The sequence below is a fragment of the Egicoccus halophilus genome (assembly GCF_004300825.1).
In the GTDB taxonomy this organism is placed as follows: domain Bacteria; phylum Actinomycetota; class Nitriliruptoria; order Nitriliruptorales; family Nitriliruptoraceae; genus Egicoccus; species Egicoccus halophilus.
In genome coordinates this window covers 2350001-2372447 of sequence record NZ_CP036250.1, presented here as the reverse complement: position 1 = coordinate 2372447, position 22447 = coordinate 2350001, and the positions used below count along the sequence as shown (strand labels likewise).

General features: G+C 73.3%; 21 protein-coding genes (1 of these 21 only partly in view). 19 read left to right on the top strand and 2 right to left on the bottom strand.

The genetic code is table 11. The features are described 5' to 3' along the window. Positions 1-82: 82 nt before the first annotated feature. The 8 genes from ELR47_RS10595 (at position 83) to pheT (ending at position 8131) form a co-directional block, all read left to right on the top strand. The gene (locus ELR47_RS10595; RefSeq protein WP_130649869.1) at positions 83-568 is read left to right on the top strand and encodes a DUF1844 domain-containing protein; all 486 of its coding nucleotides are present in this window, start codon (positions 83-85) and stop codon (positions 566-568) included. 324 nt (positions 569-892) lie between these two features. Then, on the top strand, positions 893-1624 hold the full coding sequence (infC, locus tag ELR47_RS10590) for a translation initiation factor IF-3 (protein ID WP_130649868.1): 732 nt from the start codon (positions 893-895) through the stop codon (positions 1622-1624). Positions 1625-1720: 96 nt separating this feature from the next. Next, entirely contained in the window at positions 1721-1915 is a 195-nt protein-coding gene (gene rpmI, locus ELR47_RS10585) for a 50S ribosomal protein L35 (protein ID WP_130649867.1), read from the top strand. Between the two features lie 92 nt (positions 1916-2007). Further along, entirely contained in the window at positions 2008-2376 is a 369-nt protein-coding gene (gene rplT, locus ELR47_RS10580; RefSeq protein WP_130649866.1) for a 50S ribosomal protein L20, read from the top strand. 167 nt (positions 2377-2543) lie between these two features. After that, a complete protein-coding gene (locus ELR47_RS10575; protein WP_130649865.1) occupies positions 2544-3338 on the top strand; it encodes a TrmH family RNA methyltransferase in 795 nt (264 codons plus the stop codon). A 28-nt stretch (positions 3339-3366) separates the two neighbouring features. Further along, positions 3367-4377 (top strand): sensor histidine kinase, encoded by a 1011-nt coding sequence (locus ELR47_RS10570; protein WP_130649864.1) that lies wholly within the window; start codon positions 3367-3369, stop codon positions 4375-4377. Positions 4378-4507: 130 nt separating this feature from the next. Further along, positions 4508-5551, top strand: a complete 1044-nt coding sequence (gene pheS / locus ELR47_RS10565; RefSeq protein WP_130649863.1) for a phenylalanine--tRNA ligase subunit alpha — start codon at positions 4508-4510, stop codon at positions 5549-5551. 57 nt (positions 5552-5608) lie between these two features. Further along, positions 5609-8131: a phenylalanine--tRNA ligase subunit beta gene (gene pheT / locus ELR47_RS10560; protein WP_130649862.1), complete on the top strand. Its 2523-nt coding sequence runs from the start codon at positions 5609-5611 to the stop codon at positions 8129-8131. Positions 8132-8319: 188 nt separating this feature from the next. Here the strand turns inward: pheT and ELR47_RS10555 are convergent, their stop codons facing one another. Beyond that, on the bottom strand, positions 8320-10356 hold the full coding sequence (locus tag ELR47_RS10555) for a S9 family peptidase (protein ID WP_130649861.1): 2037 nt from the start codon (positions 10354-10356) through the stop codon (positions 8320-8322). A 35-nt stretch (positions 10357-10391) separates the two neighbouring features. Here ELR47_RS10555 and ELR47_RS10550 point away from each other — a divergent pair, with 35 nt between their 5' ends. The 10 genes from ELR47_RS10550 to argH all read left to right on the top strand — a co-directional run bounded on the left by ELR47_RS10550 (position 10392) and on the right by argH (position 20758). Further along, positions 10392-11582, top strand: coding sequence for an RtcB family protein (locus ELR47_RS10550; protein WP_205745195.1), 1191 nt, complete (start codon positions 10392-10394; stop codon positions 11580-11582). Between the two features lie 23 nt (positions 11583-11605). Beyond that, the gene (gene arfB / locus ELR47_RS10545) at positions 11606-12028 is read left to right on the top strand and encodes an alternative ribosome rescue aminoacyl-tRNA hydrolase ArfB (protein ID WP_130649860.1); all 423 of its coding nucleotides are present in this window, start codon (positions 11606-11608) and stop codon (positions 12026-12028) included. 88 nt (positions 12029-12116) lie between these two features. Further along, complete coding sequence (gene argC / locus ELR47_RS10540) at positions 12117-13139, top strand: N-acetyl-gamma-glutamyl-phosphate reductase (protein ID WP_130649859.1); 1023 nt, start codon at positions 12117-12119, stop codon at positions 13137-13139. Further along, positions 13136-14353: a bifunctional glutamate N-acetyltransferase/amino-acid acetyltransferase ArgJ gene (gene argJ / locus ELR47_RS10535; RefSeq protein WP_205745194.1), complete on the top strand. Its 1218-nt coding sequence runs from the start codon at positions 13136-13138 to the stop codon at positions 14351-14353. The genes argC and argJ overlap by 4 nt, the downstream gene beginning before the upstream one ends. A gap of 53 nt (positions 14354-14406) precedes the next feature. Beyond that, positions 14407-15330, top strand: coding sequence for an acetylglutamate kinase (argB, locus tag ELR47_RS10530; RefSeq protein WP_130649858.1), 924 nt, complete (start codon positions 14407-14409; stop codon positions 15328-15330). Then, positions 15327-16556: an acetylornithine transaminase gene (locus ELR47_RS10525; RefSeq protein ID WP_130649857.1), complete on the top strand. Its 1230-nt coding sequence runs from the start codon at positions 15327-15329 to the stop codon at positions 16554-16556. The genes argB and ELR47_RS10525 overlap by 4 nt, the downstream gene beginning before the upstream one ends. A gap of 1 nt (position 16557) precedes the next feature. Further along, the gene (gene argF, locus ELR47_RS10520) at positions 16558-17502 is read left to right on the top strand and encodes an ornithine carbamoyltransferase (RefSeq protein WP_130649856.1); all 945 of its coding nucleotides are present in this window, start codon (positions 16558-16560) and stop codon (positions 17500-17502) included. Between the two features lie 11 nt (positions 17503-17513). After that, complete coding sequence (locus tag ELR47_RS10515; protein WP_130649855.1) at positions 17514-18002, top strand: arginine repressor; 489 nt, start codon at positions 17514-17516, stop codon at positions 18000-18002. Positions 18003-18104: 102 nt separating this feature from the next. Beyond that, a complete protein-coding gene (locus ELR47_RS10510) occupies positions 18105-19325 on the top strand; it encodes an argininosuccinate synthase (RefSeq protein WP_130649854.1) in 1221 nt (406 codons plus the stop codon). Beyond that, positions 19322-20758 (top strand): argininosuccinate lyase, encoded by a 1437-nt coding sequence (gene argH, locus ELR47_RS10505; RefSeq protein ID WP_130649853.1) that lies wholly within the window; start codon positions 19322-19324, stop codon positions 20756-20758. The genes ELR47_RS10510 and argH overlap by 4 nt, the downstream gene beginning before the upstream one ends. A gap of 28 nt (positions 20759-20786) precedes the next feature. Here the strand turns inward: argH and ELR47_RS10500 are convergent, their stop codons facing one another. Continuing rightward, positions 20787-21404 (bottom strand): hypothetical protein, encoded by a 618-nt coding sequence (locus ELR47_RS10500; protein WP_130649852.1) that lies wholly within the window; start codon positions 21402-21404, stop codon positions 20787-20789. A 156-nt stretch (positions 21405-21560) separates the two neighbouring features. On the opposite strand from ELR47_RS10500, the gene ELR47_RS10495 reads away from it, so the two are divergent. Beyond that, a protein-coding gene (locus ELR47_RS10495) for a helix-hairpin-helix domain-containing protein (RefSeq protein ID WP_130649851.1) crosses the window boundary here: on the top strand, positions 21561-22447 show its beginning. The gene runs 967 nt beyond the window's last position; 887 of the gene's 1854 nt are visible here — the first part of the coding sequence; it begins with the start codon at positions 21561-21563; its stop codon lies beyond the right edge, outside the window.

The window sequence follows — 22447 nt, the reverse complement described above, 5'->3', positions numbered from 1 at the left end:
CGGTGCGACCGACGCCGGTAGGCTCGCAGCGACGTGCTCGTCCACGAGCCATCCATCGTCCTCGACCCGTCAGGAGCGCCGCGTGAGCGACGTCCCGTTCGATCCGTCCCAGGCCGCCGGTCAACAGCCTTCCGAGGAGGAGGTCCGCGCCTATCTCGGCCAGCTGCGTGTCGCCCCCGTCGAGCAGGTCGTCGCCGAGGTCGCCTCGGCGCTGCTCAACGCGGCCCAGGTCAAGCTCGGCCGGCAGGACGGCCGGCTGCTGATCGACCTCGTCGGTGGTCTGACCGAGCAGGTCCGCGGTCGACTGCCCGAGGACCTGACCTCGCAGCTCGATCAGGCGCTCGAGCAGCTGCGCCTGGCGCAGGTCGAGGCGGAGCGGGAGGTCACCCAGGCCGGTGCGCAGGGCCACGTCGAGGAGGGTGACCTCGCCGCGCCGCAGGACGGTGACGCGACGGACACCGGTGGCGCGTCGGGCGGCCAGCAGACCCCGCCGAGCGGTGGCGCCTCGACCCCACCAACGGGTGGGCCCGGGTCGGCGGCGTCGCGACTGTGGGTGCCGGGTCGCTGACCCCGCGCGGCGGTCGGCCACGCCGATGCGCGGGGCCGACGACGTGCGCTCGACGCGCCCGCGGTCGAGGTGGTAGGCTCGAAGCCTGCGACCGCACGTGGTCGTGCACAATTTCAGATCAAGTGGCGCTCCGCCGTCCGGTCCGGCTCGTCCGGTCCACCGGGGAACGACGGACCGCCCACCCGCCAGGCCAGACCTGTTCGGGTCCGTCCGAGCCGCACCTCTGGTGACGGCGTGGTCGTCGACGTACGTCGCGATCCATGTCGTTCGGAGGTCGGTCGACGACGTTCCTGAGCGGCGGCCCGACGGGTCGCCGTTTCGTCGTTGTGGCCGTGCCCGACGCACCGTCCGCGACGACCCGGCCGTCCGGCAGCCCGGTGCACCGCAGGTGGCGGTGCGTCGACGTCTCGAGGAGGCAGCAGCATCAACGAGCAGCAGCAGCGGCTGAACGCCGAGATCAAGGTTCCCCGCGTCCGTCTCGTGGACGCCGACGGGACGCAGATCGGGATCGTGCCCCTCGCGCAGGCCCTGCGCCGCGCGCGGGAGCAGGAGCTCGATCTCGTGGAGGTGGCACCCCAGGCCGACCCGCCGGTGTGCCGCATCATGGACTTCGGCAAGAACAAGTACGAGCAGGAGCAGAAGGAGAAGGAGGCGCGCAAGCGGCAGAACCAGATCTCCGTCAAGGAGATCAAGATGCGCCCCAAGATCTCCGACAACGACTACGGCACGAAGTCCGGGCACGTCCGGCGCTTCCTGCTCGACGGCTCCAAGGTCCGTGCCTCGATCATGTTCCGTGGTCGCGAGATGAGCCACACGGAGCTCGGCCTGCGACTGCTCGACCGTCTCGCCGAGGACATGAGCGAGTTGGCGACCGTCGAGGCGAGTCCGAAGGTCGACGGCCGCAACATGGTCATGGTCCTCGCCCCGGTCAAGCCCAAGCCCCCGAAGGCCGAGAAGCCGGCGCGCACCGCCGGTGAGCCGCCCGCCACTGCCGGTGAGCCCGCCGCGACCGGTGAGCCCGCCGGGCGGGACGGCTCCGCGGACGCACCGGCCTGACCGTCCGTCGTGGCCGGACGGTGGCACCCCGCACCGTCCGGCAACTCCCGTACGCCCCGACGCGCGTCCGCGCGCCCCGACGAAGGCAGTTCCCAGATGCCGAAGCAGAAGACGCACAGCGGCACCAAGAAGCGTTTCCGCGTGACCCGCAACGGCAAGGTCATGGTCTCGCAGAAGAACCGCGCCCACCTGCTCGAGAAGAAGAGCGCCCGCCGCAAGCGCCGGCTCTCCGGTGAGACCGAGATCACCGGGAAGCCGGCGAAGAACATCAAGCGCCTCCTCAACCAGTAGAGCCGCGTGCGACGCGTCCCGCGTCGCGACCCACGACCTGATTCCCCGACGTCGGCGACCCCCGACGTCCTCGAGCACGAGGAGGACCCCCCATGGCACGCGTCAAGGGTGGCGTTCACGCCAAGAAGAGCCACAAGGCGGTCATGGACCGCGCGAAGGGCTTCCGCGGTGCCCGCAGCCGCCGGTTCCGGGTGGCCAAGGAGGCCGTCTACCACGCCGAGCGCTACGCCTACCGCGACCGCCGTGCGCGCAAGGGCGACTTCCGCAAGCTGTGGATCGCCCGTATCAACGCCGCGGCCCGTCAGGAGGGGCTGAGCTACAGCCGCCTGATGCACGGGCTGAAGCTGGCCGGCATCGAGGTCGACCGCAAGAACCTCGCCGACCTGGCCGTCAACGACCAGGCCGCCTTCGCGGCGCTGGTCACCTCGGCCCGTACCGCCCTCGAGTCCGAGGCGGCCTGAGCCGCATCGTCGGGTCCGTGCCTGGCGCGGATCCGAACCGCCCGAACGAGCGCCGGCGCGCGACCGCGCCGGCGCTCGTCGCGTCCCTGGCCGCGGGTGTCGTGCGGGATCCGTCGTCGGCTGACGAGGGGGCGCGCGCTGCTCGACCGCCGTCCCGGAGGAGTGTCGTGGAACCGATCACGTCGGTCCGCAATCCCCGCGTGCGCGACGCCGCCGCGCTCACCCGCCGACGGGAGCGTCGCACGACCGGACGTCACCTCGTCGAGGGGCCCAACGCCGTGGGTGAGGCGCTCGCCGCCGGGGTCGTCGAGGAGGTGTTCGTCACCCGCCGACTCGTCGACGAGCTGGCCGTGTCCGACGGCGTCGCCCTCCACCTCGTCGAGGACCACGTGCTGGAGCGTCTCGCCGACGCGGCCACCCCGCAGGGCGTCGTGGCGGTGGCGCGGACGGCGACGGCGGCGCTCGACGAGGTCGTCGGGCACGGGGTGCTGGTCGTGCTGCACGAGATCGCCGATCCGGGCAACGCCGGCACCATCCTGCGTACGGCCGACGCGGCCGGTGCGGACGCCGTCGTGTTCACCGCCGGCAGCGTCGACCCGTTCGGCCCCAAGGCCGTGCGGGCCGCGGTCGGCTCCACCTACCACCTGCCGCTGGTCACCGACGTCGCGCTCGACGAGGTCGCGGCCGCCTGCCGCACCTCCGGTCAGCCGCTGCTCGGCCTGGACGCCGCCGGACCGCGTTCGGTGTTCGACCTCTCCGAGGCCGCCGTCCCACTGGCCCTCGTGCTCGGCAACGAGGCCCATGGCCTGCCCGACACGGCCGCCGCACGGCTCGACGACGTGGTCGCCATCCCACGCTGGGGTCGGGCCGAGTCGCTCAACGTCGCCGCCGCGGCCGCGATCGCCATCTACGCGGCGGCCCGCGCCGTGCACGCTCCACCGCATCCGTCGACCCCCCGGTAGGGTGGCCCCGCGCACGTCAAGGCTAGTCATGGACCCGTTCGACGCTCTCGACCTCCTGCCGGAGGCCGTGATCGTCGTGGACGAGGACGGGATCGTGCAGGTCGCCAACGACCGGGCACGGGTCCTGCTCGACGGCCGGGACGTCGTGGGCAAGCCCCTGGGGGAGGTCCTCGACCTGCGCGACGACGCGGGCGTGCAGTGTGTTCTGGGTCAGTGGCGGCCGCAGGTCGGGGACCGGCTGCCCGAGCGGGTGCTCCACCTCGACGTCGGCGGGCGCCGCCGGCCGGTCGCGGTCGCCGGGCGCTGGCACGCCGACGGGCTCGTCGTCACGTTGCGCAGCGCCGGTCGGCGCGAGGCGCTCGACGCCGTGCAGGGCGACGTCGTCGCGACGGTGTCGCACGAGATCCGCTCGCCGCTCACCAGCGTCAAGGGATTCACCCGCACGCTGCTCGCGCGTTGGGACCGGTTCTCCGACGCGCAGAAGCGGGCCATGCTCGAGACCGTCGACGCCGACGCCGACCGGGTCACACGGCTGCTCGGCGAACTGCTCGACGTGTCGCGGATCGACGCCGGACGGGTGCAACTGCAACGGCAGCCGGTCGACGTGGGCCAACTCGCCCGACAGGTGGTGGACAAGCTCGCGGTGTCCGGTCCCGGTGAGGGGCGCGACCTGCGGCTGGTCGTGGCCGAGGGTCTGCCGCGCGTGCTGGCCGATCCGGACAAGGTCGAGCAGGTGCTGGTCAACCTGCTCGAGAACGCCCTGGCCTACGCCCCCGAGAGCCAGGTGCGCATCGACGTCGACCACGCCGCCGACCGGGGCGTGCACGTCGCCGTCGCCGACGACGGCGGGGGCATCCCGGCGGAGGAACGCCGGCTGGTGTTCCGCAAGTTCGGCCGCGGACGCGACAACCGGCGGGCCGGCACGGGGCTCGGGCTCTACATCACCCGCGGGCTGGTCGAGGCCCACGGCGGCCGCGTCTGGCTCGACGTCGACCGCCAGGACGGCGCCACCTTCCACGTGCAGCTGCCCCCGGGCTGACGCAGCGCGCCCGTCGGGCGCCGTGGTGGGCGGGCCGGCGTCCCTGGCAGGCGGGGCCGGCGTCCGTGGCAGGCGGACCGGGCGTCTACCCTGTCCCGCCTGCCCTGCCGAGACGGGCCGAGGGAAGAACGTGACCGAACTGACCACCCTGCAGGCGGACGCCCTCGCGGCGATCGCGGACGCCGAGCGACTCGAGGACCTCGACGAGGTCCGCGTGCGCTTCACGGGCAAGAAGTCCGCGCTCGCCGGCATCCAGAAGTCGATGCGGGACCTCACCCCGGAGGGGCGCAAGGAGCTCGGCCAACAGCTCAATGCCTTCCGCGACCGCTTCCAGGCCGCCTTCGACGCCCGCCGCGAGGAGCTCGGCAGCGCGGCGCTGCGGCAGCGACTCGAGTCCGAGCGGCTCGATCTCAGCCTGCCGCCACGCCGGCTCGCGCCGGGCCGGCCGCACCTGTTGACCTCGGTCGAACAGGAGATCGTCGACGTGTTCGTCGGTCTGGGCTACCGCGTCGCCGAGGGCCCCGAGGTCGAGGCCGGCGCCTTCAACTTCGACCTGCTCAACACCCCACCCGACCACCCGGCGCGTCAGGAGCAGGACACCATCTACGTCGCCGGCGCCGACGACGTCGTGCTGCGAACGCAGACGTCCGCCGTCCAGGCCCGCACGATGACCACCCAGGCGCCGCCGGTCGCGGTCGTGTGTCCGGGTCGCGTCTATCGGGCCGACAGCGTGGACGCGACGCACTCGCCGGTGTTCACGCAGGTCGAGGGACTGCTCGTCGCCGAGGACGTCTCGATGGCTGACCTGCGCGGCACCCTCCTCGCGTTCTCCCGGGCGCTCTTCGGTGCCGATCGCGAGATCCGTCTGCGACCGTCGTTCTTCCCGTTCACGGAACCGAGCGCCGAGGTGGACGTCGCCTGCGGGTTCTGCGGCGCGGCCGACGGGCGTGCCGGCGACCCCGACTGCCGCGTGTGCTCGGGGACCGGGTGGATCGAGATCCTGGGCGCCGGCATGGTCGACCCCAACGTGCTGAGCGCCTGCGGCTACGACCCGTCGCAGGTCTCGGGCTTCGCGTTCGGCATCGGTGTCGAGCGGGTGGCCATGCTGCGCCACGGGGTCCGCGACATCCGCGACTTCTACGACGCCGACGCCCGCTTCCTCACCCACTTCTGAGCGCACTGACGCCCGCCCCCACGCGACACCGCTCCCCATCCCGCCCGTGGAGATCCCGTGAAACTCCCGCTCTCGTGGCTGCGCACGTTCGTCGACGTCGACCTGTCGGTCGAGGAACTCGTCGAGGTGATGAGCCTCAACGGCCTCGAGGTCGAGTCCGTCGAGACGCCAGGAGCCGGCACCGCCGGCGTGCGCACCGCCCGGGTCCTGCACTGGCAGCCACACCCGGATGCCGACCGGCTGCGCGTGGTCCGGGTCACCGGCGAGGGGGGTGACGGCGAGATCGAACTGGTCTGTGGCGCCGCGAACTTCGACGTCGGTGACGTGGTCGCGCACGCCGTGCCCGGGGCGTCCATCCCCGGGACGGGGGGCCCCGAGGGGTCGTCCGGCATGACGATGGAGGCGCGTGCGATCCGCGGCGTGGTCTCCAACGGGATGCTGGCGTCCGCGCGTGAGTTGCAGTTGTCCGACGAGCACGAGGGCATCCTGCTGCTGCCGGAGCACACGCCCCTCGGCACCGACCTGCTCGACCTGCTGCCCCTCGGCGAACCGGTCATCGAGGTGGCGGTGCAGCCCGACCGCGGGGACCACCTGTCGGTCCTCGGCGTCGCGCGCGACCTCGCCGCCATCCTCGGCACGAGCTGGCGCGAGCCCGAGGGCGTCCCCGCGGCGCTGGACACGCCGACGATCCCCGTGGAGCTCCAGACCGACGCCTGTGAGCGGTTCGTGACCTGGACGCTCGAGGACGTGCACGTCCAGCCCTCGCCGCCCTGGCTGCGGCAGCGACTCGGTCAGTGCGGCGTCCGTTCCATCGACGTGGTCGTCGACGTCACCAACTACGTGATGCTCGAGCTCGGCCAGCCCCTGCACGCCTTCGACCTCGATCGGATCGCCGGCCCGCGGCTGGTGGTCCGCGACGCCCGTGAGGGCGACCGGCTCGTCACCCTCGACGACCAGGAGCGCGAACTGGTCGTCGGCGACGTCGTGATCGACGACGCCGACGGTCCCGTCAGTCTCGCCGGGGTCATGGGAGGCGCCAGCACGGAGGTCGTCGCCGAGACCACCCGTGTCCTGCTCGAGGGCGCCGTCTGGGATCCCGCCCGCATCCGTCGCACGTCGCGGCGACTGAACCTGGTGTCCGAGGCGAGCCAACGCTTCGAACGGCGCGTGGACCCCGAGGGCGCCGCCCGCGGGGTCGCCCGGGCCGTCCAGCTGCTGACCGAGCTGACGGGCGCCCGCGCGGTCGGGACCGACACCGTCCGCCGCGAGGCCGACTGGACCGGCCGGTCCACGATCACGGTCGATCCTGCCCGCATCCGCCGTCTGCTCGCGGTCGACGAACTCGACGCCGAACAGCAGACGCAGCTGCTCACGCGCAGCGGCAGCTCCGTCCGGCCCGACGGCGATCTGCTCGAGGTGACCGCGCCGACGTGGCGTGGCGACCTGCAGCGCGAGGCCGACGTCGCCGAGGAGGTGGCGCGGCTGCACGGCTACGAGCGCATCCCGGCCACGCTGCCGAAGGTCACGATCGTGGGGGGCCGGTCCGCGGCGCAGCGGCTGGAGGCGGAGCTGCGCGCGGTGGCGCTCGCCGCCGGCCTCTCCGAGGCCATCACCCGCCCGTTCGTCGGTGGGGAGGCGTTGAGCGGGGTCGTGCCGACAGCGGGGCGCGTCGAACTCAGCAACCCGCTGGCCAAGGATGCCTCCTCGATGCGCCCGTCCCTGGTCGAGGGGTTGTTGGTCGCACTGCGTCGGAACACCGGCCAGGGGCGTCCGGGAACTGCGCTGGTCGAGTTCGGGCGCCTGTTCCGGCCCGTCGACGACGAGCTCGCCGACGTCCTCGACGCCTTCGAAGTGATCGCGGCCGGTGGCAGCTGGCGCTGGAAGGCCCCCGACGGCAGCGCGTTGCCGATCCAGCCCCGCACGGTCGCGCTGGCGGCGCAAGGGCTGCGGCTGGGACACGAGCACCTCGACCCCGAGGATCGCTGGAGCGTGTACGACCTGCTCGCCGTCCTCGACGAGATGGTGCGACGTGCGGCCCCGCCGTCGGTGACGTGGACCCTGGAACGCCGGCCCGTGGATCGCGACGGCTTCCACCCCGGACGCTCGGCGGCCCTGCTGCTGCGTCCCACGCCGGATGCCGACGCGGTCGAGATCGGTTTCGCCGGGCAGCTCCATCCCCAGGAGGCGGACCGCCGCGACCTGCCGGAGCCGGTCGTGGTCGCCGAGTTGCTGCTGGAGCCGCTGCTGCGCGCCGTTCCGCGCGACGGGCATGCCCCCGTGGCGGCACGCACGCTCGTCCGGCACCCCGCCATGAGCCTCGACGTCGCGCTCGTCGCCGACGAGGACGTGCCCTACGCGACGCTCGAGGCCGCGGTCCGTGCCGGAGCGGGTGATCTGCTCGACGGGCTGTGGTGGTTCGACGAGTACCGGGGCGAGCAGGTGGGCCCGGGCCGGCGCAGCGTCGCGATCCGCGTGCGACTGCAGTCGCCCGATCGGCAGCTGACCGATGCCGACGAGAAGGCCGTCATCGACGCGATCGCCGCCGAGGCCGACGCCGTCGGCGCCACCCTGCGCCGCTGACCTCCTCGTCGAATCGGGTCGCCGCCGCTTCCTCGTCGACGGGGGCGGCGGCACCCGGACGGTGGTGCGGGAGAACGGTCAGCGGCGGCAGCACCGGCCCGGGTCTCTGATGGCGTGCCGAACAGAACGGTCAGCGGCGGCAGCACCGGCCCGCGCCTGGTCGGAAGGCGGCGGCGACCCGATGAGGTTCAGAGCAGGTCGGGTCGGGCGAAGTCCGTGCCGTGGACGTGTTCGTCGAGGAAGGCGAGCACCGTCTGGTACCACAGCCGGGCGTTCTGTGGCTTGAGGATCCAGTGGTTCTCGTCGGGGAAGTGCAGGAAGCGGGCGTCGACCCCGTGGCGCGCGAGGTCGGTCCACAGGGTGAGTCCCTCGGAGATGGGGACCCGGTAGTCGAGTTCGCCGTGGATGACGAGCATGGGCGTGCGGATGTTCCCGACGTGCCGTTGCGGCGAGTGTTCGCGGTAGCGGGCCCGGTCGGTGGCGTAGGGATCACCGAACTCGCGCTCCCAGAACAGTCCCATGTCGGTGGTGCCGTGGAAGCCCTCGAGGTTCCACAGCGAGGCATGGGTGACGATCGCGGAGAAGCGGTCGGTGTGGCCGGCGACCCAGTTGGCCATGTAGCCGCCGAACGAGCCGCCCATCGCGGCGGTACGGCTGCCGTCGACGGCCGTGTGGGCCTCGGCGGCGTCGACGGCGGCGAGCAGGTCGGTGTAGGGAGCCTCGCTCCAGCGGCCCCATCCGCGCTGGACGAAGTCGCGGCCGTAGCCGGTGGACAGGGCCGGGTCGGGGAGCAGGACGGCGTAGCCGGCGGCTGCCAGCACGGCGGGGCACCAGCGCCAGGACCAGCTGTTCCAGGACCCGAGCGGACCGCCGTGGATGAACACGACCAGTGGGGCCGGCTCGTCGCGGTCCTCGGGGAGCACGAGCCAGGAGCCGACCTCGGTGCCGTCGTCGGCGGTGGCCGGCAGGCGTTCGAGGCGGACGGCGGGTTGGTCACCGGCGGGGGAGGGCAGCACCGTGGGTGTCTGGTCGGCGCCGTCGGTCGCGTGGCGGACGACCTGCGGGGCGGTGCCGGGATCGCTGCGCAGCGCGTACCAGTGTCGGCCGTCGTCGGCGAGGACGGCGTCGGTGTGGGCGCCGGCGGCGGTCAGACGGGTGACCGTGCCGTCGGCGACCTCGATGCGCAGGACCCGGCGGTGCCCGTGGTCGTCGGTCTCGACGAGCACGGCGCGGTCGTCGGGCAGCCACTGGACCGGTGTGGGCCACAGGTCGAGCTCGTCGGCCAGCGGGGTCACGCTCCCGTCGGCGAGGTCGACGAGGGCGAGACCGCTGTCGGCGGCGCGGTCGGGGGCGCCGAGGTCGGTGGTCTGGCAGACCAACCGGGTGCCGTCGTGGGAGATCCGAGGTGCCGACCACGAGCGGCCGTCGGCGACGAGCGTGCGCCGCTCACCGGTGTGGACGTCGATGGCGACGAGGTCGGTGACGAGGTCGGCGGGGGAGCGGCGGGAGGGCGACTCGCCGGCGCGCCGCCAGGTGGTGACGTAGGTGCGCCCGTCGGGGGTGAGCTGACCCTCGGCGTTGTGCAGGGTGCTGCCGCGGGCGAGCAGTCGCGGGGCGGCCGGGTCGGGGCCGTCCTCGCCGGTCGCGTCGGCGACGGCGGCGGCGGGGAGGTACCAGCGGGCCGGTTCGCGGGGCCCGAGGTAGGCGTCCCAGTGGCGGATGGGGTAGTCGTCGAACAGTTGGGCGGTGACGCCCGCGTCGGTTCGCGCCGTGGCCTGTTCGCGGTCGGCGTCGAAGGTGTCGGCACGGGGGTGCAGGCTGGCGTGGACGACGAGGTCGCCGGTGTCGCGGGCGATCTCGAGGCCACGGACACCCCCTGGCGGGGCGAGTACGAGCCGGGCTTCGCCGCCCCCGGCGGGCAGCGCCCACAACGCGGCAGGTGGTTCGTCGTCGGCGGTGGCGTCGGGATCGGGGCGCGCGGAGAGGAACAGCAGGGTGCCGTCGGGAGCGAACGCGGCCCCGGACTCGCCGGGGGCCGAGCGGGTGAGCTGGCGCGGCGGCTGCCGGCCGTCAGGGTCGATCAGCCACAGGGAGGTGCGGTAGCGGCGCTGGTCGGGCGCCTCGGTGGCGACGCCGACGACGAGCCGGCGGCCGTCGGGGGAGAGGGCCAGCCCGGACAGCCGGGGTTGGCGCAGGAACGTGTCGAGGTCGAATGGGATAGTCATGGGTCGGAGGCTAGTGAGCGGGGAAGGAGGTCGCCGTGCCCGAGACGCTCGGTGACGGGGTGCTCAGCTGGGCGTCGATGCTGGACGCCAAGGCGCGCGAGCAGGCACTGCGGACGGCGACGGTGGCCGCGATCGACGGTCACGTGGCGTTGATGCCGGACGCGCACTGGGGGATGGGCTGCACGATCGGGTCGGTGATCCCGACGCGCGAGGCGATCATCCCGTCGGCCGTCGGGGTGGACATCGGCTGTGGGGTGATCGCTGCGGAGACCACGCTGCAGGCCGAGCAGTTGCCCGACGACCTCGAGGGACTGCTGTCGGGTTGGGCGTCGCGGATCCCGGCGGGTCTGGGGTACTGGCACGCGGACGACGATCCCGCGTGGGCCGCGTTCGTCGCCGAGCACGGGGTGCCGGCAGGGGTGGCGAGCGACACCCGTCTGCGGGAGCGGGCTCCCCGCCAGTTCGGGACGTTGGGCTCGGGCAACCACTTCCTCGAACTGTGCACCGACGAGCGCGACACGGTGTGGTTGATGCTGCACTCCGGTTCGCGCGGGGCGGGCAACACCCTGGCGATGCGGCACATCGACCGGGCGCGGTCGCTGATGCGCGAGGCGATGGTCTCGCTGCCCGACCCGGACCTGGCCTATCTGGTGCAGGGCACGCCGGCGTTCGCGGCGTACGTCCGGGATCTCGCGTGGGCCCAGGCGTACGCCTTCGGGTCGCGACAGCGGATGATGACGGTGGCGCTGGGGGAGCTCGCGTCGCAGGCGCCGTTCGATCTGGTGCGGACGATCAACAACCATCACAACTACGCCCGACGCGAGGTCCACGACGGTCGGGAGCTGTGGATCACGCGCAAGGGCGCCATCTCGGCCCGGGCGGGGGAACTGGGGGTGGTGCCGGGGTCGATGGGGACCGGTTCCTACATCGTGCGTGGGCTGGGCAATCCGGCCAGCTACCAGTCGGCGGCGCACGGGGCGGGGCGGATGATGTCGCGCAACCAGGCCCGCCGGACCTTCAGTCCCGAGGACCTCGAGCGGGCGATGGCGGGCCGGACGTGGTTGCAGCGGGACGCGGCGGCATTGGTCGACGAGATCCCCGGGGCGTACAAGGACCTCGACACGGTGATGGCCGACCAGCATGACCTGGTCGAGGTGGTGCACCGGCTGACGACGGTGGTGAACTACAAGGGCGTGGAGAAGGGGAACCGGCGCGGCATCACCTGAGCTCGGCCCCTAGGCTCGTCGCCATGGCCGACATCCGACTGCGTCGCGGCGTCTCCGTCCCGGAGGCGGAGTTCGACGTGCGCGTGTCGCGGGCCTCGGGGCCGGGTGGGCAGGGGGTGAACACGACCGACTCCAAGGTGGAGCTGCGTTGGCCGGTGGCCACCTCGCCGTCGCTGTCGGAGGCGCAGCGCGCCCGGGTGATGGAGCGGCTCGCGCACCGCATCACCGCCGACGGGGTGTTGATCCTGCAGGCGTCGGAGCACCGCAGCCAGCACCAGAACCGGACGGCGGCGTTCGCCCGCTTCCGGGCGGTGGTCGGCGAGGCGCTGGAGCCTCCCAAGGTGCGCCGGCCGACGCGGCGGACGCGGGCGTCGAAGGAACGTCGTCTGAAGGCCAAGAAGCAGCGCAGCGAGACCAAGCGGCTGCGCAAGCCCCCGGAGTCCTGACCGGCGGCACCCGACACCGGCGAGCCGCACCAGTTTGCAGAATTCTGCATAATCGTGCACGATGGCGGTTCGCGATCCCAGGACGGTCATGACTGCCTCGATCGGCATCGTCGGTGCCTCCGGTTACGGAGGGGTCGAGCTGCTGCGGCTGCTCGCCGGGCATCCCTCTGCCGAGGTGGTGGTCGTCGCCGCGCACTCGCAGGCGGGACAGCCCGTGTCGACGCTGTTCCCCAACCTGCCCGGTGACCGGGTGTTCGACGCGGTCGACCTCGATCGGCTGTCCTCCCTCGACCTCGTGCTGCTCTCCACGCCGCACGGGGCCTCGCTCGAGCTCGGCGCGGCCCTGCACGACGCGGGGACCCGCACGGTCGACCTGTCGGGGGCGTTCCGGCTCGATGCGGAGGCGTTCGCGACCTGGTACGGCGAGGCCCACCCGCGCCCCGACCTCGCCCCGGCCGTGTACGGACTGCCGGAGCGCAACCGCGCGGCGGTCGCGGGCGCGACGCTGGTCGCCAACCCGGGCTGTTACGTGACCACCGTCCTGCTCGGGCTGCTGCCGCTGGCGCCCCTGCTCGTCCCCGGCAGCGTGGTGGTGGACGGCAAGTCGGGCACCTCGGGCGCCGGGCGGGCCGCCAAGGACGCGCTGCACGCCACACACGTCGCGAACAGCCTGACGGCGTACGGCGCCCCGGGTCATCGGCACACCGGTGAGATCGAGGCGCAGCTGGCTGCGGCGGGCAGCGACCTCGGCCCGGTCAGCTTCACGCCGCACCTGCTGCCGATCGCGCGCGGGCTGTTGACCACCAGCTACGCCGGCCTGCGCGAGGACGTGGCGGCCGACGACGTCCAGCAGGCGCTGCGTGAGGCCTACGCCGACGAGCCGTTCGTGCACGTCCTCGAGCCGGGCCGCTTCCCGGTCGTCAAGGCGGTGGTCGGCTCCAACGCCTGCCAGCTGTCCGCGGTGGTCGATCCGCGGACCGGCCGGGTGACCGTCGTCGCCGTGACGGACAATCTCGGCAAGGGCGCCGCGGGCCAGGCGGTGCAGAACGCGAACCTGTTGCTGGGCTTCGAGGAGACGACCGGACTGAGCGCGATCGGGATGTACCCGTGATCGGCGACTGGGGTCCGCAGGACCGCTCCGGGCTGACGCCCGTGCCCGGTGGGGCGACGGCCGCCGACGGCTTCCGGGCGGGCGGCGTGGCCAGCGGCGTGAAGGCCTCCGGTCGGCCGGACCTGGCCCTGGTGGTGGCCGACGTGCCGGCCGGTGCGGCCGCGGTCACGACCACCAACCTCGTCAAGGCGCCGGCCTGCCACCTCACCGACCGGCACGTCGCCAACGGTCGGGCGCAGGCGATCGTGATCAACGCCGGCAACGCCAACGTGTGCACCCCCGAGGGTGAGGCGCACGCGCAGCGGCTGGCCGACGCGACCGCGGAGCAGCTGGGGCTGCTGTCGCAGGACGTGCTGGTGATGTCGACCGGGGTCATCGGCGTCCCGCTGCCCGTGCAACGGATCGAGGCCGCGCTGCCCGCGCTGGCCGCAGGTCTCACCCGCGACGGTGGGGACGCTGCGGCGCACGCCATGCTGACCACCGACACGCGCACCAAGCAGGTCGCCTACCGGGTCAGCGACGAGCAGGGCAGCTGCGTCGTCGGCGGGATGGCCAAGGGCGTGGGGATGATCGAACCCGCCATGGCGACCCTGCTGGTCGTGGTCACCACCGACGCGCCGCTGAGCGGTCCGGTCGGACGTCAGCTGCTGCGTGCGGCGGTCTCCCGGACGTTCAACCGCATCAGCGTCGACGGTGACGGGTCCACCAGCGACACGGTCGCCCTGCTGGCCAGCGGCGCCGCCGCCCGTCCTCCCGGGCTCGACACCCTCGCTCGCGGCGTCGCCGCGGTGTGTGCCGACCTGGCCCACGCGGTGGTGAGCGACGGCGAGGGCGCGACCCGGGTCGCCGCGGTGACGGTCCGTCAGGCCGCCACCGAGGCGGATGCGGAGACGCTGGCGCGCGCGGTCGCCACCTCCCTGCTGGTCCGCGCCGCACTGCACGGGGCCGACCCGAACTGGGGCCGCATCCTGATGGCGATGGGCAACGCGAGGGTCGACTTCGACCCCCGGCGGGTCAGCGTCCGTTGCGGCGGGATCACGGTGTGCCGGTTCGGGGTGGCCGCCACGTTCGACCGCGGTCAGGCCGCGGTGGCCATGCAGCAACCCGAGGTGTCGATCGAGGTCGACCTCGGTAGCGGCGACGCGGCCGCGACCGTCCTGACGTGTGACCTCACGCCCGAGTACGTGCGGTTCAACGCCGAGTACACCACCTGACGCGGCAGCGCGCCGGCCCGCCGGTCGTCCCCGTGCCCTCGAGAGAGCCGACCATGACCAGCCCGACCACCGAGACCGGTCCCGCCCACGAGCGGGTCGTCGCCGCACAGGGCAAGGCCGCCGTGCTGCGCGAGGCCCTGCCGTGGATCACCCGTTTCCACGGACAGACGGTCGTCATCAAGTACGGCGGCAACGCGATGGTGGACGACGAGCTCAAGCGTTCGTTCGCCGCCGACGTGGCGCTGCTGCAGTTCGTGGGTCTGCGCCCGGTGATCGTCCACGGCGGCGGTCCGCAGATCAGTGCACTGGCCGGGCAGCTCGGGGTCTCGTCCGCCTTCGTCGGCGGCCTGCGTGTCACCGACGAGGCCATGATGGACGTCGTGCGCATGTCGTTGCTCGGCCAGGTCAATCCGGAGCTGGTCGGCCTGGTGCAGGCCGCCGGTGCGCCGGCGGTCGGCGTCGCCGGGACCGACGCCGGGCTGCTGCAGGTGCGACCGGCCGTCGGTCCGCAGGGCGAGGACCTCGGGCTGGTGGGCGAGGTCGAGCGGGTCGACACCGGCTACCTCGACGAGTTGCTCGGTGACGGGTTCCTGCCGGTGGTCGCCACCGTGGGCCGGGACGCGGACGGGCACGAACGCAACGTCAACGCCGACCTCGCCGCCGGGGCGATCGCGGCCGCGCTCGGTGCCTCGAAGCTGGTCTACCTCACCGACGTGGAAGGCCTCTACCAGGACTTCGGCGACCCCGAACGACAGAGCCTGATGAGCGAGGTGTCGGCCGACGGCCTCCAGGGGATGCTCGACGCCGGCGAGCTGCACGAGGGCATGCGGCCCAAGGTCCGCTCCATCGTGCGCGCCATCGGCGAGGGCGTGCCGCAGGCACACATCCTCGACGGCCGCGTCCTGCACGCGGTGCTGATCGAGATCTTCACCGACGAGGGCGTCGGGACCATGATCACCGCCGGAGGACCGTCGTGAGCACCCCCAGTCAGCAGTTGACCGAGCGGGCCGCCGCGCACCTGATGGCGACCTACCCGGCACCGAGGGCGGCGTTCGTCCGTGGCAAGGGGACGGCGCTGTTCGACCTCGAGGGGCGCGTCCACCTCGACTTCCTGTGCGGCCTGGGGGTGACCAACCTCGGCCACGCCCACCCGGCCGTGACGGCTGCCGTCGCCGAGCAGGCCGGCGCGCTGGTGCACACCTCGAACCTGTTCGTCACCGAGCCGGCGGTGGCGCTGGCCGAGCGGTTGAGCCGCATCCTCGCGTGGGACGACGCGAAGGTCTTCTTCGCCCAGTGCGGCGCGACCGCCAACGAGGCCGCGATCAAGCTCGCCCGTCGACACGGCAAGCGTCAGCACGCCGACAAGACCCGGATCGTGACCCTCGAGGGCTCCTTCCACGGCCGCACGTTGGCGACCCTCGAGGCGACCGGGCAGCCGGCCAAGCACCTGCCGTTCGCGCCACTGGCCGGCTTCGTCGACCACGTCCCGTACGACGACGTCGCAGCGTTGCGCCGCGCGGTCACGCAGGACACCTGCGCCGTCCTGCTCGAGGTCGTGCAGGGCGAGGGCGGCGTCCGCCCGGTCGCCGAGGAGGTGCTGGCGGCCGCCCGCGAGGCCTGTGACGCCGTCGGGGCGCTGCTGATCGTGGACGAGGTCCAGACCGGGATCGGCCGCACCGGCCCGTGGTTCGCGTTCCAGGACACCCCGGTGGTTCCCGACGTGGTGACGATGGCCAAGGCACTGGCCAACGGCCTGCCGATCGGGGCGTGCGTCGCACGGGGGGCTGCCGCCGACGCGCTGGGCACGGGCGAGCACGGCACCACCTTCGGCGGTAACCCGGTCACCTGCGCCGCGGCCAACGCCGTGATCGACACGATCACGACGGACGGGATCCTGCCCGCCGCCCGCACCCGGGCGCGTCGGCTGCGCCAGGGACTCGAGGCACTGGTCGGAACGACCCCGTACGCCAGCGGGGTCCGTGGCCGGGGGCTGCTGCTCGGGCTCGAACTCGACGCCCCGGTGGCCGCGGCGGTCGAGGCCGCCTGTGGTGAGCGGCTGCTGGTCGTCAACGCCGTCGCGCCCGACGTCGTCCGCCTCGCCCCGCCGCTCACGGTCAGCCGGCAGGAACTCGACCAGGCGCTCAAGGTGCTGGCCGAGGCGCTCGCGGCCGTCGCCGAGCCGTCCGCGATCCAGGAGGTCTGACATGCCCTTTCCCGACGACCTGCTCTCCATCGACGACCTGTCGGCCGAGCAGTTGCTCCAGGTGCTCGACGTCGCGGACCGGCTCAAGGCCGACCGGGGCGAGCGGCTGGCCGCGGACTCCGACCTGGCCCACGGGGCGCTGCGCGGGCGCACCGTCGCCCTGCTGTTCGAGAAGCCCTCGACGCGCACCCGGGTGTCGTTCCAGGTGGCGGTCACCGAGCTCGGTGGCCAGCCGCTGCCGTTGTCGTCGGCGGAGCTCCAGCTCGGCCGCGGCGAGACGGTCGCCGACACCGGGGCGGTGCTCTCCCGCTACGTCCACGCGATCGTGGTGCGCACCTTCGCCCAGCAGCGCCTCGAGGAGCTCGCCGACGGCGCGAGCATCCCGGTGGTCAACGCCCTGACCGACCTCGAGCACCCGTGCCAGGCGGTCGCCGACCTGCAGACCTTCCGTGAGGCCCACGGCGACTTCCACGGCCGCGCACTGGCGTACGTCGGCGACGGCAACAACGTGGCGCACTCCCTGCTGCTCGCGGGCGCCAAGGTCGGCCTGTCCGTGCGCGTCGGTCACCCCGAGGGGCACGCCCCCGACGCCGGGATCGTCACGCGCGCCCGGCAGCTGGCCGCCGACACCGGCGCGACCATCGAGGTCACCACCGATCCCGTCGCGGCCGTCGCCGGCGCCGACGCGGTCTACACCGACGTGTGGGCCTCGATGGGGCAGGAGGCCGAGGCCGCGGAGCGGGCCGCACGGTTCGTGCCCTACCGCGTCACCGAACAGCTGCTGGCGCACGCCGCCACCGACGCGGTCTTCCTGCACTGCCTGCCGGCCCACCGCGGCGAGGAGGTCACCGCCGAGGTCATCGACGGACCCGCCTCACGGGTGTTCGACCAGGCCGAGAACCGGTTGCACGCCCAGAAGGCGCTGCTCGCCGGCCTGCTGGCCTGAGGAGCGCGCACATGGCCGACAAGCGACGACGGCAGCAGCTGCTGCGCGAACTGATCACCTCGACCGACCTCGGTTCCCAGGCCGAGGTGCGGGCGGCCCTGGCCGACCGCGGGCTCGACGCCCACCAGGCCACCGTCAGCCGCGACCTCGACGAGCTCGGCGCGATCAAGGTGCGTGGCGCCGACGGCGCCCTCGTCTACCGGCTGGCGGTCGACCCCGGCCCCGGCTCGGCGCGCGGCCGCCTCGACGAGACCCTGCGACAGTTCGTGGTGTCGGTGGCCTCCAGCGGCAACCTCGCCGTCCTGCGCACGCCGCCGGCCTGTGCCCACCCGGTCGCCTCGGCCATCGACCTGGCGGAGCTCGACGGGGTCCTGGCGACCGTCTCCGGCGACGACACCGTGCTGGTGGTCGCCGCAGAGACGCTGCCGGGCACCGAACTGGCCGCACAGCTGCGCCGACGTGCCGGCCTGACACCGACCGGGGAGCACTCCCCGGCCTGACCGCTGGCGCCGGCCAGCCACCCCGCCCCGACCTGCCGGCCAGCCAGCCGGACCCGCATCCGCATCGCTCGACCTCCCGACCGCCACCCCGTAGGAGCCACCATGAGCAAGCCCCGGATCGTCCTCGCCTACTCCGGCGGGCTCGACACCTCCGTCGCCATCCAGTGGATGCGCGAGCACAAGGACGTCGAGGTCGTCGCCTGTGCGGTCGACGTCGGCCAGGGGGTCGACGACCTCGACGAGATCCGTCAGCGCGGCCTGGACTGCGGCGCGGTCGAGTCGGTCGTCGTCGACGCCCGCGACGAGTTCGCGACCGAGTTCATCCAGCCGGCCCTGAAGGCCAACGCGATGTACATGGGCAAGTACCCGCTCGTGTCCGCCCTGTCACGCCCCCTGATCGTCAAGCACCTCGTCCGGGTCGCCCGCGAGACCGGCGCCGCCGGCGTCGCCCACGGCTGCACGGGCAAGGGCAACGACCAGGTCCGCTTCGAGGTCGGCACGATGTGCCTGGCTCCCGACCTCGACACCATCGCGCCGATCCGTGAGTGGGGTCTCACGCGCGACGCCGCGATCGACTGGGCCAACGAGCGTGGGATCCCGATCCCGGTGAAGTCGAAGAGCTCGCCGTACTCCATCGACGAGAACGCCTGGGGCCGCACCGCCGAGTGCGGCATCCTCGAGGACCCGTGGGCCGCGCCGCCCGAGGACGTCTTCGAGCGCACCGTCAGCGTCAAGGACGCGCCCGACGCGCCCGAGGAGCTCGTCGTCGCCTTCGAGCACGGCGTGCCCGTCACTCTCGACGGCGAGCGGCTGCCCCTGGCCGAGCTGGTGGCGCAGCTCGACGCCCGCGCCGGAGCGCACGGGGTCGGACGCATCGACATGATCGAGGACCGGCTCGTCGGGATCAAGAGCCGCGAGATCTACGAGTGCCCCGGCGCGATCGCGCTGCTCACCGCCCACCGCGACCTCGAGGACCTGTGTCTCGAGCAGGAGCTCGCCGAGCACAAGCGCTCCGAGGAGGGCCGCTACGCGCAGCTGATCTACAACGGCCTGTGGTGGGGGCCGCTGAAGAAGGCGCTCGACGCGTTCATGGACGAGGCCAACCGGTACGTCAACGGCGAGGTGCGCCTGGAGCTGTTCAAGGGTCACGCCACGGTCGTCGGGCGGCGCAGCGCCGACTCGGGGCTCTACCAGTACGAGATGGCCACCTACGACGCCGAGGACCAGTTCGACCAGTCGCTGGCCGAGGGGTTCGTCAAGCTGTGGGGTCTGCCGCTCAAGACCTGGGCCGCCCGGGCCACCCAGCAGGGCGACCGCCTGTGAGCCCCGATCGCACCGGGCCGAACGACGCCGACGCCACGGACGCCGGCCGCCTGTGGGGCGGCCGGTTCACCACCGGACCCGACGAGGCGGCGTGGCGGCTCGGCGTCTCGACCGCGTTCGACCGGGCGTTGTGGCGACAGGACCTCGCCGGGTCGCGGGCGCACGCCGCCGAGCTGCACCGCATCGGGGTGCTCGACGCCGACGAGCTGGCGCGCATGCTCGACGCACTGGACCGGTGTGCGGCGTTGTTCGTCCGCGATGCGTTCCCCTTCCTGCCCACCGACGAGGACGTCCACGGCGCGATCGAGCGCTGGCTGGTCGAGGACCTCGGCCCGCTGGGCGGCAAGCTGCGGGCGGGACGGAGCCGCAACGACCAGATCGCCAACGACCTGCGGCTGTGGTGCCGTGACGCCTGCGACGAACTGGTGTCGCTGGTCGCGGCGCTGCAGGCGGCGTTGGCGGACCAGGCCGAGGCGCACCTCGACTGGCTGGCCCCCGGCTACACGCACGTGCAGCGGGGGCAACCGGTGCTGCTCTCGCACCACCTGCTGGCCTACGTGTGGATGCTCGACCGCGATGCCGGGCGATTGCGCGACGCGCGCGAGCGGCTGGACGCCTCCGTGCTGGGCTCCGGGGCGCTGGCCGGCACGACGCTCGGCCTCGATCCGGCCGCCTACGCCGAGCACCTCGGGTTCGCCCGGGTGACCGAGAACTCGATGGATGCGGTCGCCTCGCGGGACTTCGCCCTCGAGGTGCTCTCGGCGTGCGCGATCCTGGCGGTGCACCTGTCGCGGCTCGGGGAGGAGGTCGTGCTCTGGGCCACCTCCGAGTTCGGGTTCGCCACCGTCGGTGACGCGTTCTCGACCGGGTCCTCGATCATGCCGCAGAAGCGCAATCCGGACGTCGCCGAGCTGGTCCGCGGCAAGGCCGGCCGGGTCGTCGGCGCACTGGTGTCGCTGCTGACCACGGTCAAGGGGCTGCCGATGGCCTACGACCGGGACCTGCAGGAGGACAAGGAGCCGGTGTTCGACGCCGTCGGCACGCTACGACTGGTGCTGCCGGCGATGACCGGCACGGTCGCGTCGTTGACGTTCGACCGGCAGCGTCTCGCCGCGGCCTCCGTCGGCGGGTTCGCGCTGGCCACGGACCTCGCCGAGGAGCTGGTCCGTCGCGGGGTGCCCTTCCGCGAGGCCCACGAGGTGGTCGGCGAGGTGGTCCGGCGCGCCGAGTCACACGGGGTCGACCTCGACGGGCTCGACCCACGGGAGCTGGCCGCGGCGCATCCGGCACTGGACACCGAGGTCGCCGCCCTGCTCGACCCGCGTCGGGCCGTGGACCGTCGCGACAGCAGCCTCGGGACCGCCACCGCGTCGGTGCGGGCGCAGCTGGCCCGGGCGCGGGAGGCGGTCGCGGTCAACCGCTCGCTCGGTTGAGCGGAGCACGAGCGCCCGGATCGACGGTTCAGCCGATCGGTCGCCGTCGGTCCGGGCGACTCGTGAGGCCCAGCGCACGGCGTTCGAGGTCGGCCAGGGACGTCCAGTGTCCCGCGGCGAGGTCCGCGACGGGGTCGGCGCCGTCGCGCCGCAGTTCGTGCAGCGGGCGTCGCGCGAGCGCGCGATGGGCGAGGAGGCGATCGGCGTCGGGGGTGTGCCCCAGCCGCTGGACCTCGGCGACCTCCCGGACCCAGGCCACCCGCGCGGGCAGCCAGTGGGCGACGAGGTAGCCGACGACGACGGCCACGAGCAGCGCCGGCAACAGCGCCGCCAGGCCGTCGAGCGAGCCGCCGGCCTCGGAACCCGCCGCGGCCAGGTCGCGCCCGGCGTCGGCGACGACCTCGAAGGGAGCCGAGAGCGCACCGCCGACCAGCGGGAGGTCGGTGAGTGCCGTGCCGGCGGCCGAGGCGCCGCTGCTGACCCGCTCCCCGGAGGACTGCACACGGTCGGCCGCGACGCCGAAGCCGAGTACTTGCTCCCGCAGGCGCGTGGCCACCCGGACGGTGACCACCACCGAGGCCAGGGCCGCGAGGTCTCCCGCCACCTGGGTGGCGAGCCGGGGGCCGGGATCCGCGTACAGCTTCACGTCGCACCTCGTCGTCGGTCGGGGTCTCGCCCGCGTGCCGCCGACCGGCGGCCGCGGTGGCACACGACGCGACCACACTAGGCTCGGGCGGCGAGCCACCGAGCCGCCGACGTCGGGCGCTCGCGATCGATCCGCAGGTGCTGAAGGAGGGTCACGGTGCTGCCGAGCAACGCCGACGTGGCGCGGGTGCTGGGCGAGCTCGCGGTCCTCAGCGAGATCGACGAGGGCAGTCCCCAGGCGTTCCGGGTCCGCGCCTACCAGAACGCCCAACGGTCGATCGAGCAGCAGACGGGCGAGGTGGCCCGGATGAGCGCGAGTCAGCTGGCGGGGCTCAAGGGCATCGGCCGGTCGACCGCGGACAAGATCCGTGAGTACGTCGACACCGGCTCGATCCGCAAGCTGGAGGAGCTGCGGGCGCGGCACCCGGTGGGCAAGCAGGAGCTGCTCCGGGTGCCTGGCCTGGGGCCCAAGACCATCGGCCTGCTCGACGAACTGCTCGGCGTGCGTGACCTGCCCTCGCTGCGGGCCGCGCTCGACGACGGGCGGATCGCCGCGTTGCCGGGCCTGGGGGAGAAGACCGCCGACAACCTGCGGCGCGCCATCGAACAGCTGGGGCTGTCCTCGAAGCAGACCCGCGTGCCCCTGCACGTCGCCAAGCCGCTGGCGGAACGGCTGGTGGCGGCGCTCGAACGGCTCGACGCGGTCGAGCAGGCGGCCTACGCCGGCTCGGTCCGCCGGTTCCGGGAGACGATCGGTGACCTGGACGTGCTGGTCGCGTCCCGGGACCCGGCCACGGTGACCGAGGCGTTCCTCGGCCTCGGGGAGATCGCCTCGGTGATCGGGTCCGGCGCGACGAAGACGTCGGTGTTGACCTCCGAAGGCGTGCAGGTCGATCTGCGGGTCGTCCCGCCGGAGAGCTTCGGTGCGGCGCTGCTGTACTTCACCGGTTCCCGGGCACACAACATCCGACTGCGCCAGCGAGCGCTGCGACGCGGCCTGACCCTCAACGAGTACGCCCTGGCGCGGTTGCCCGAGGACGAGCA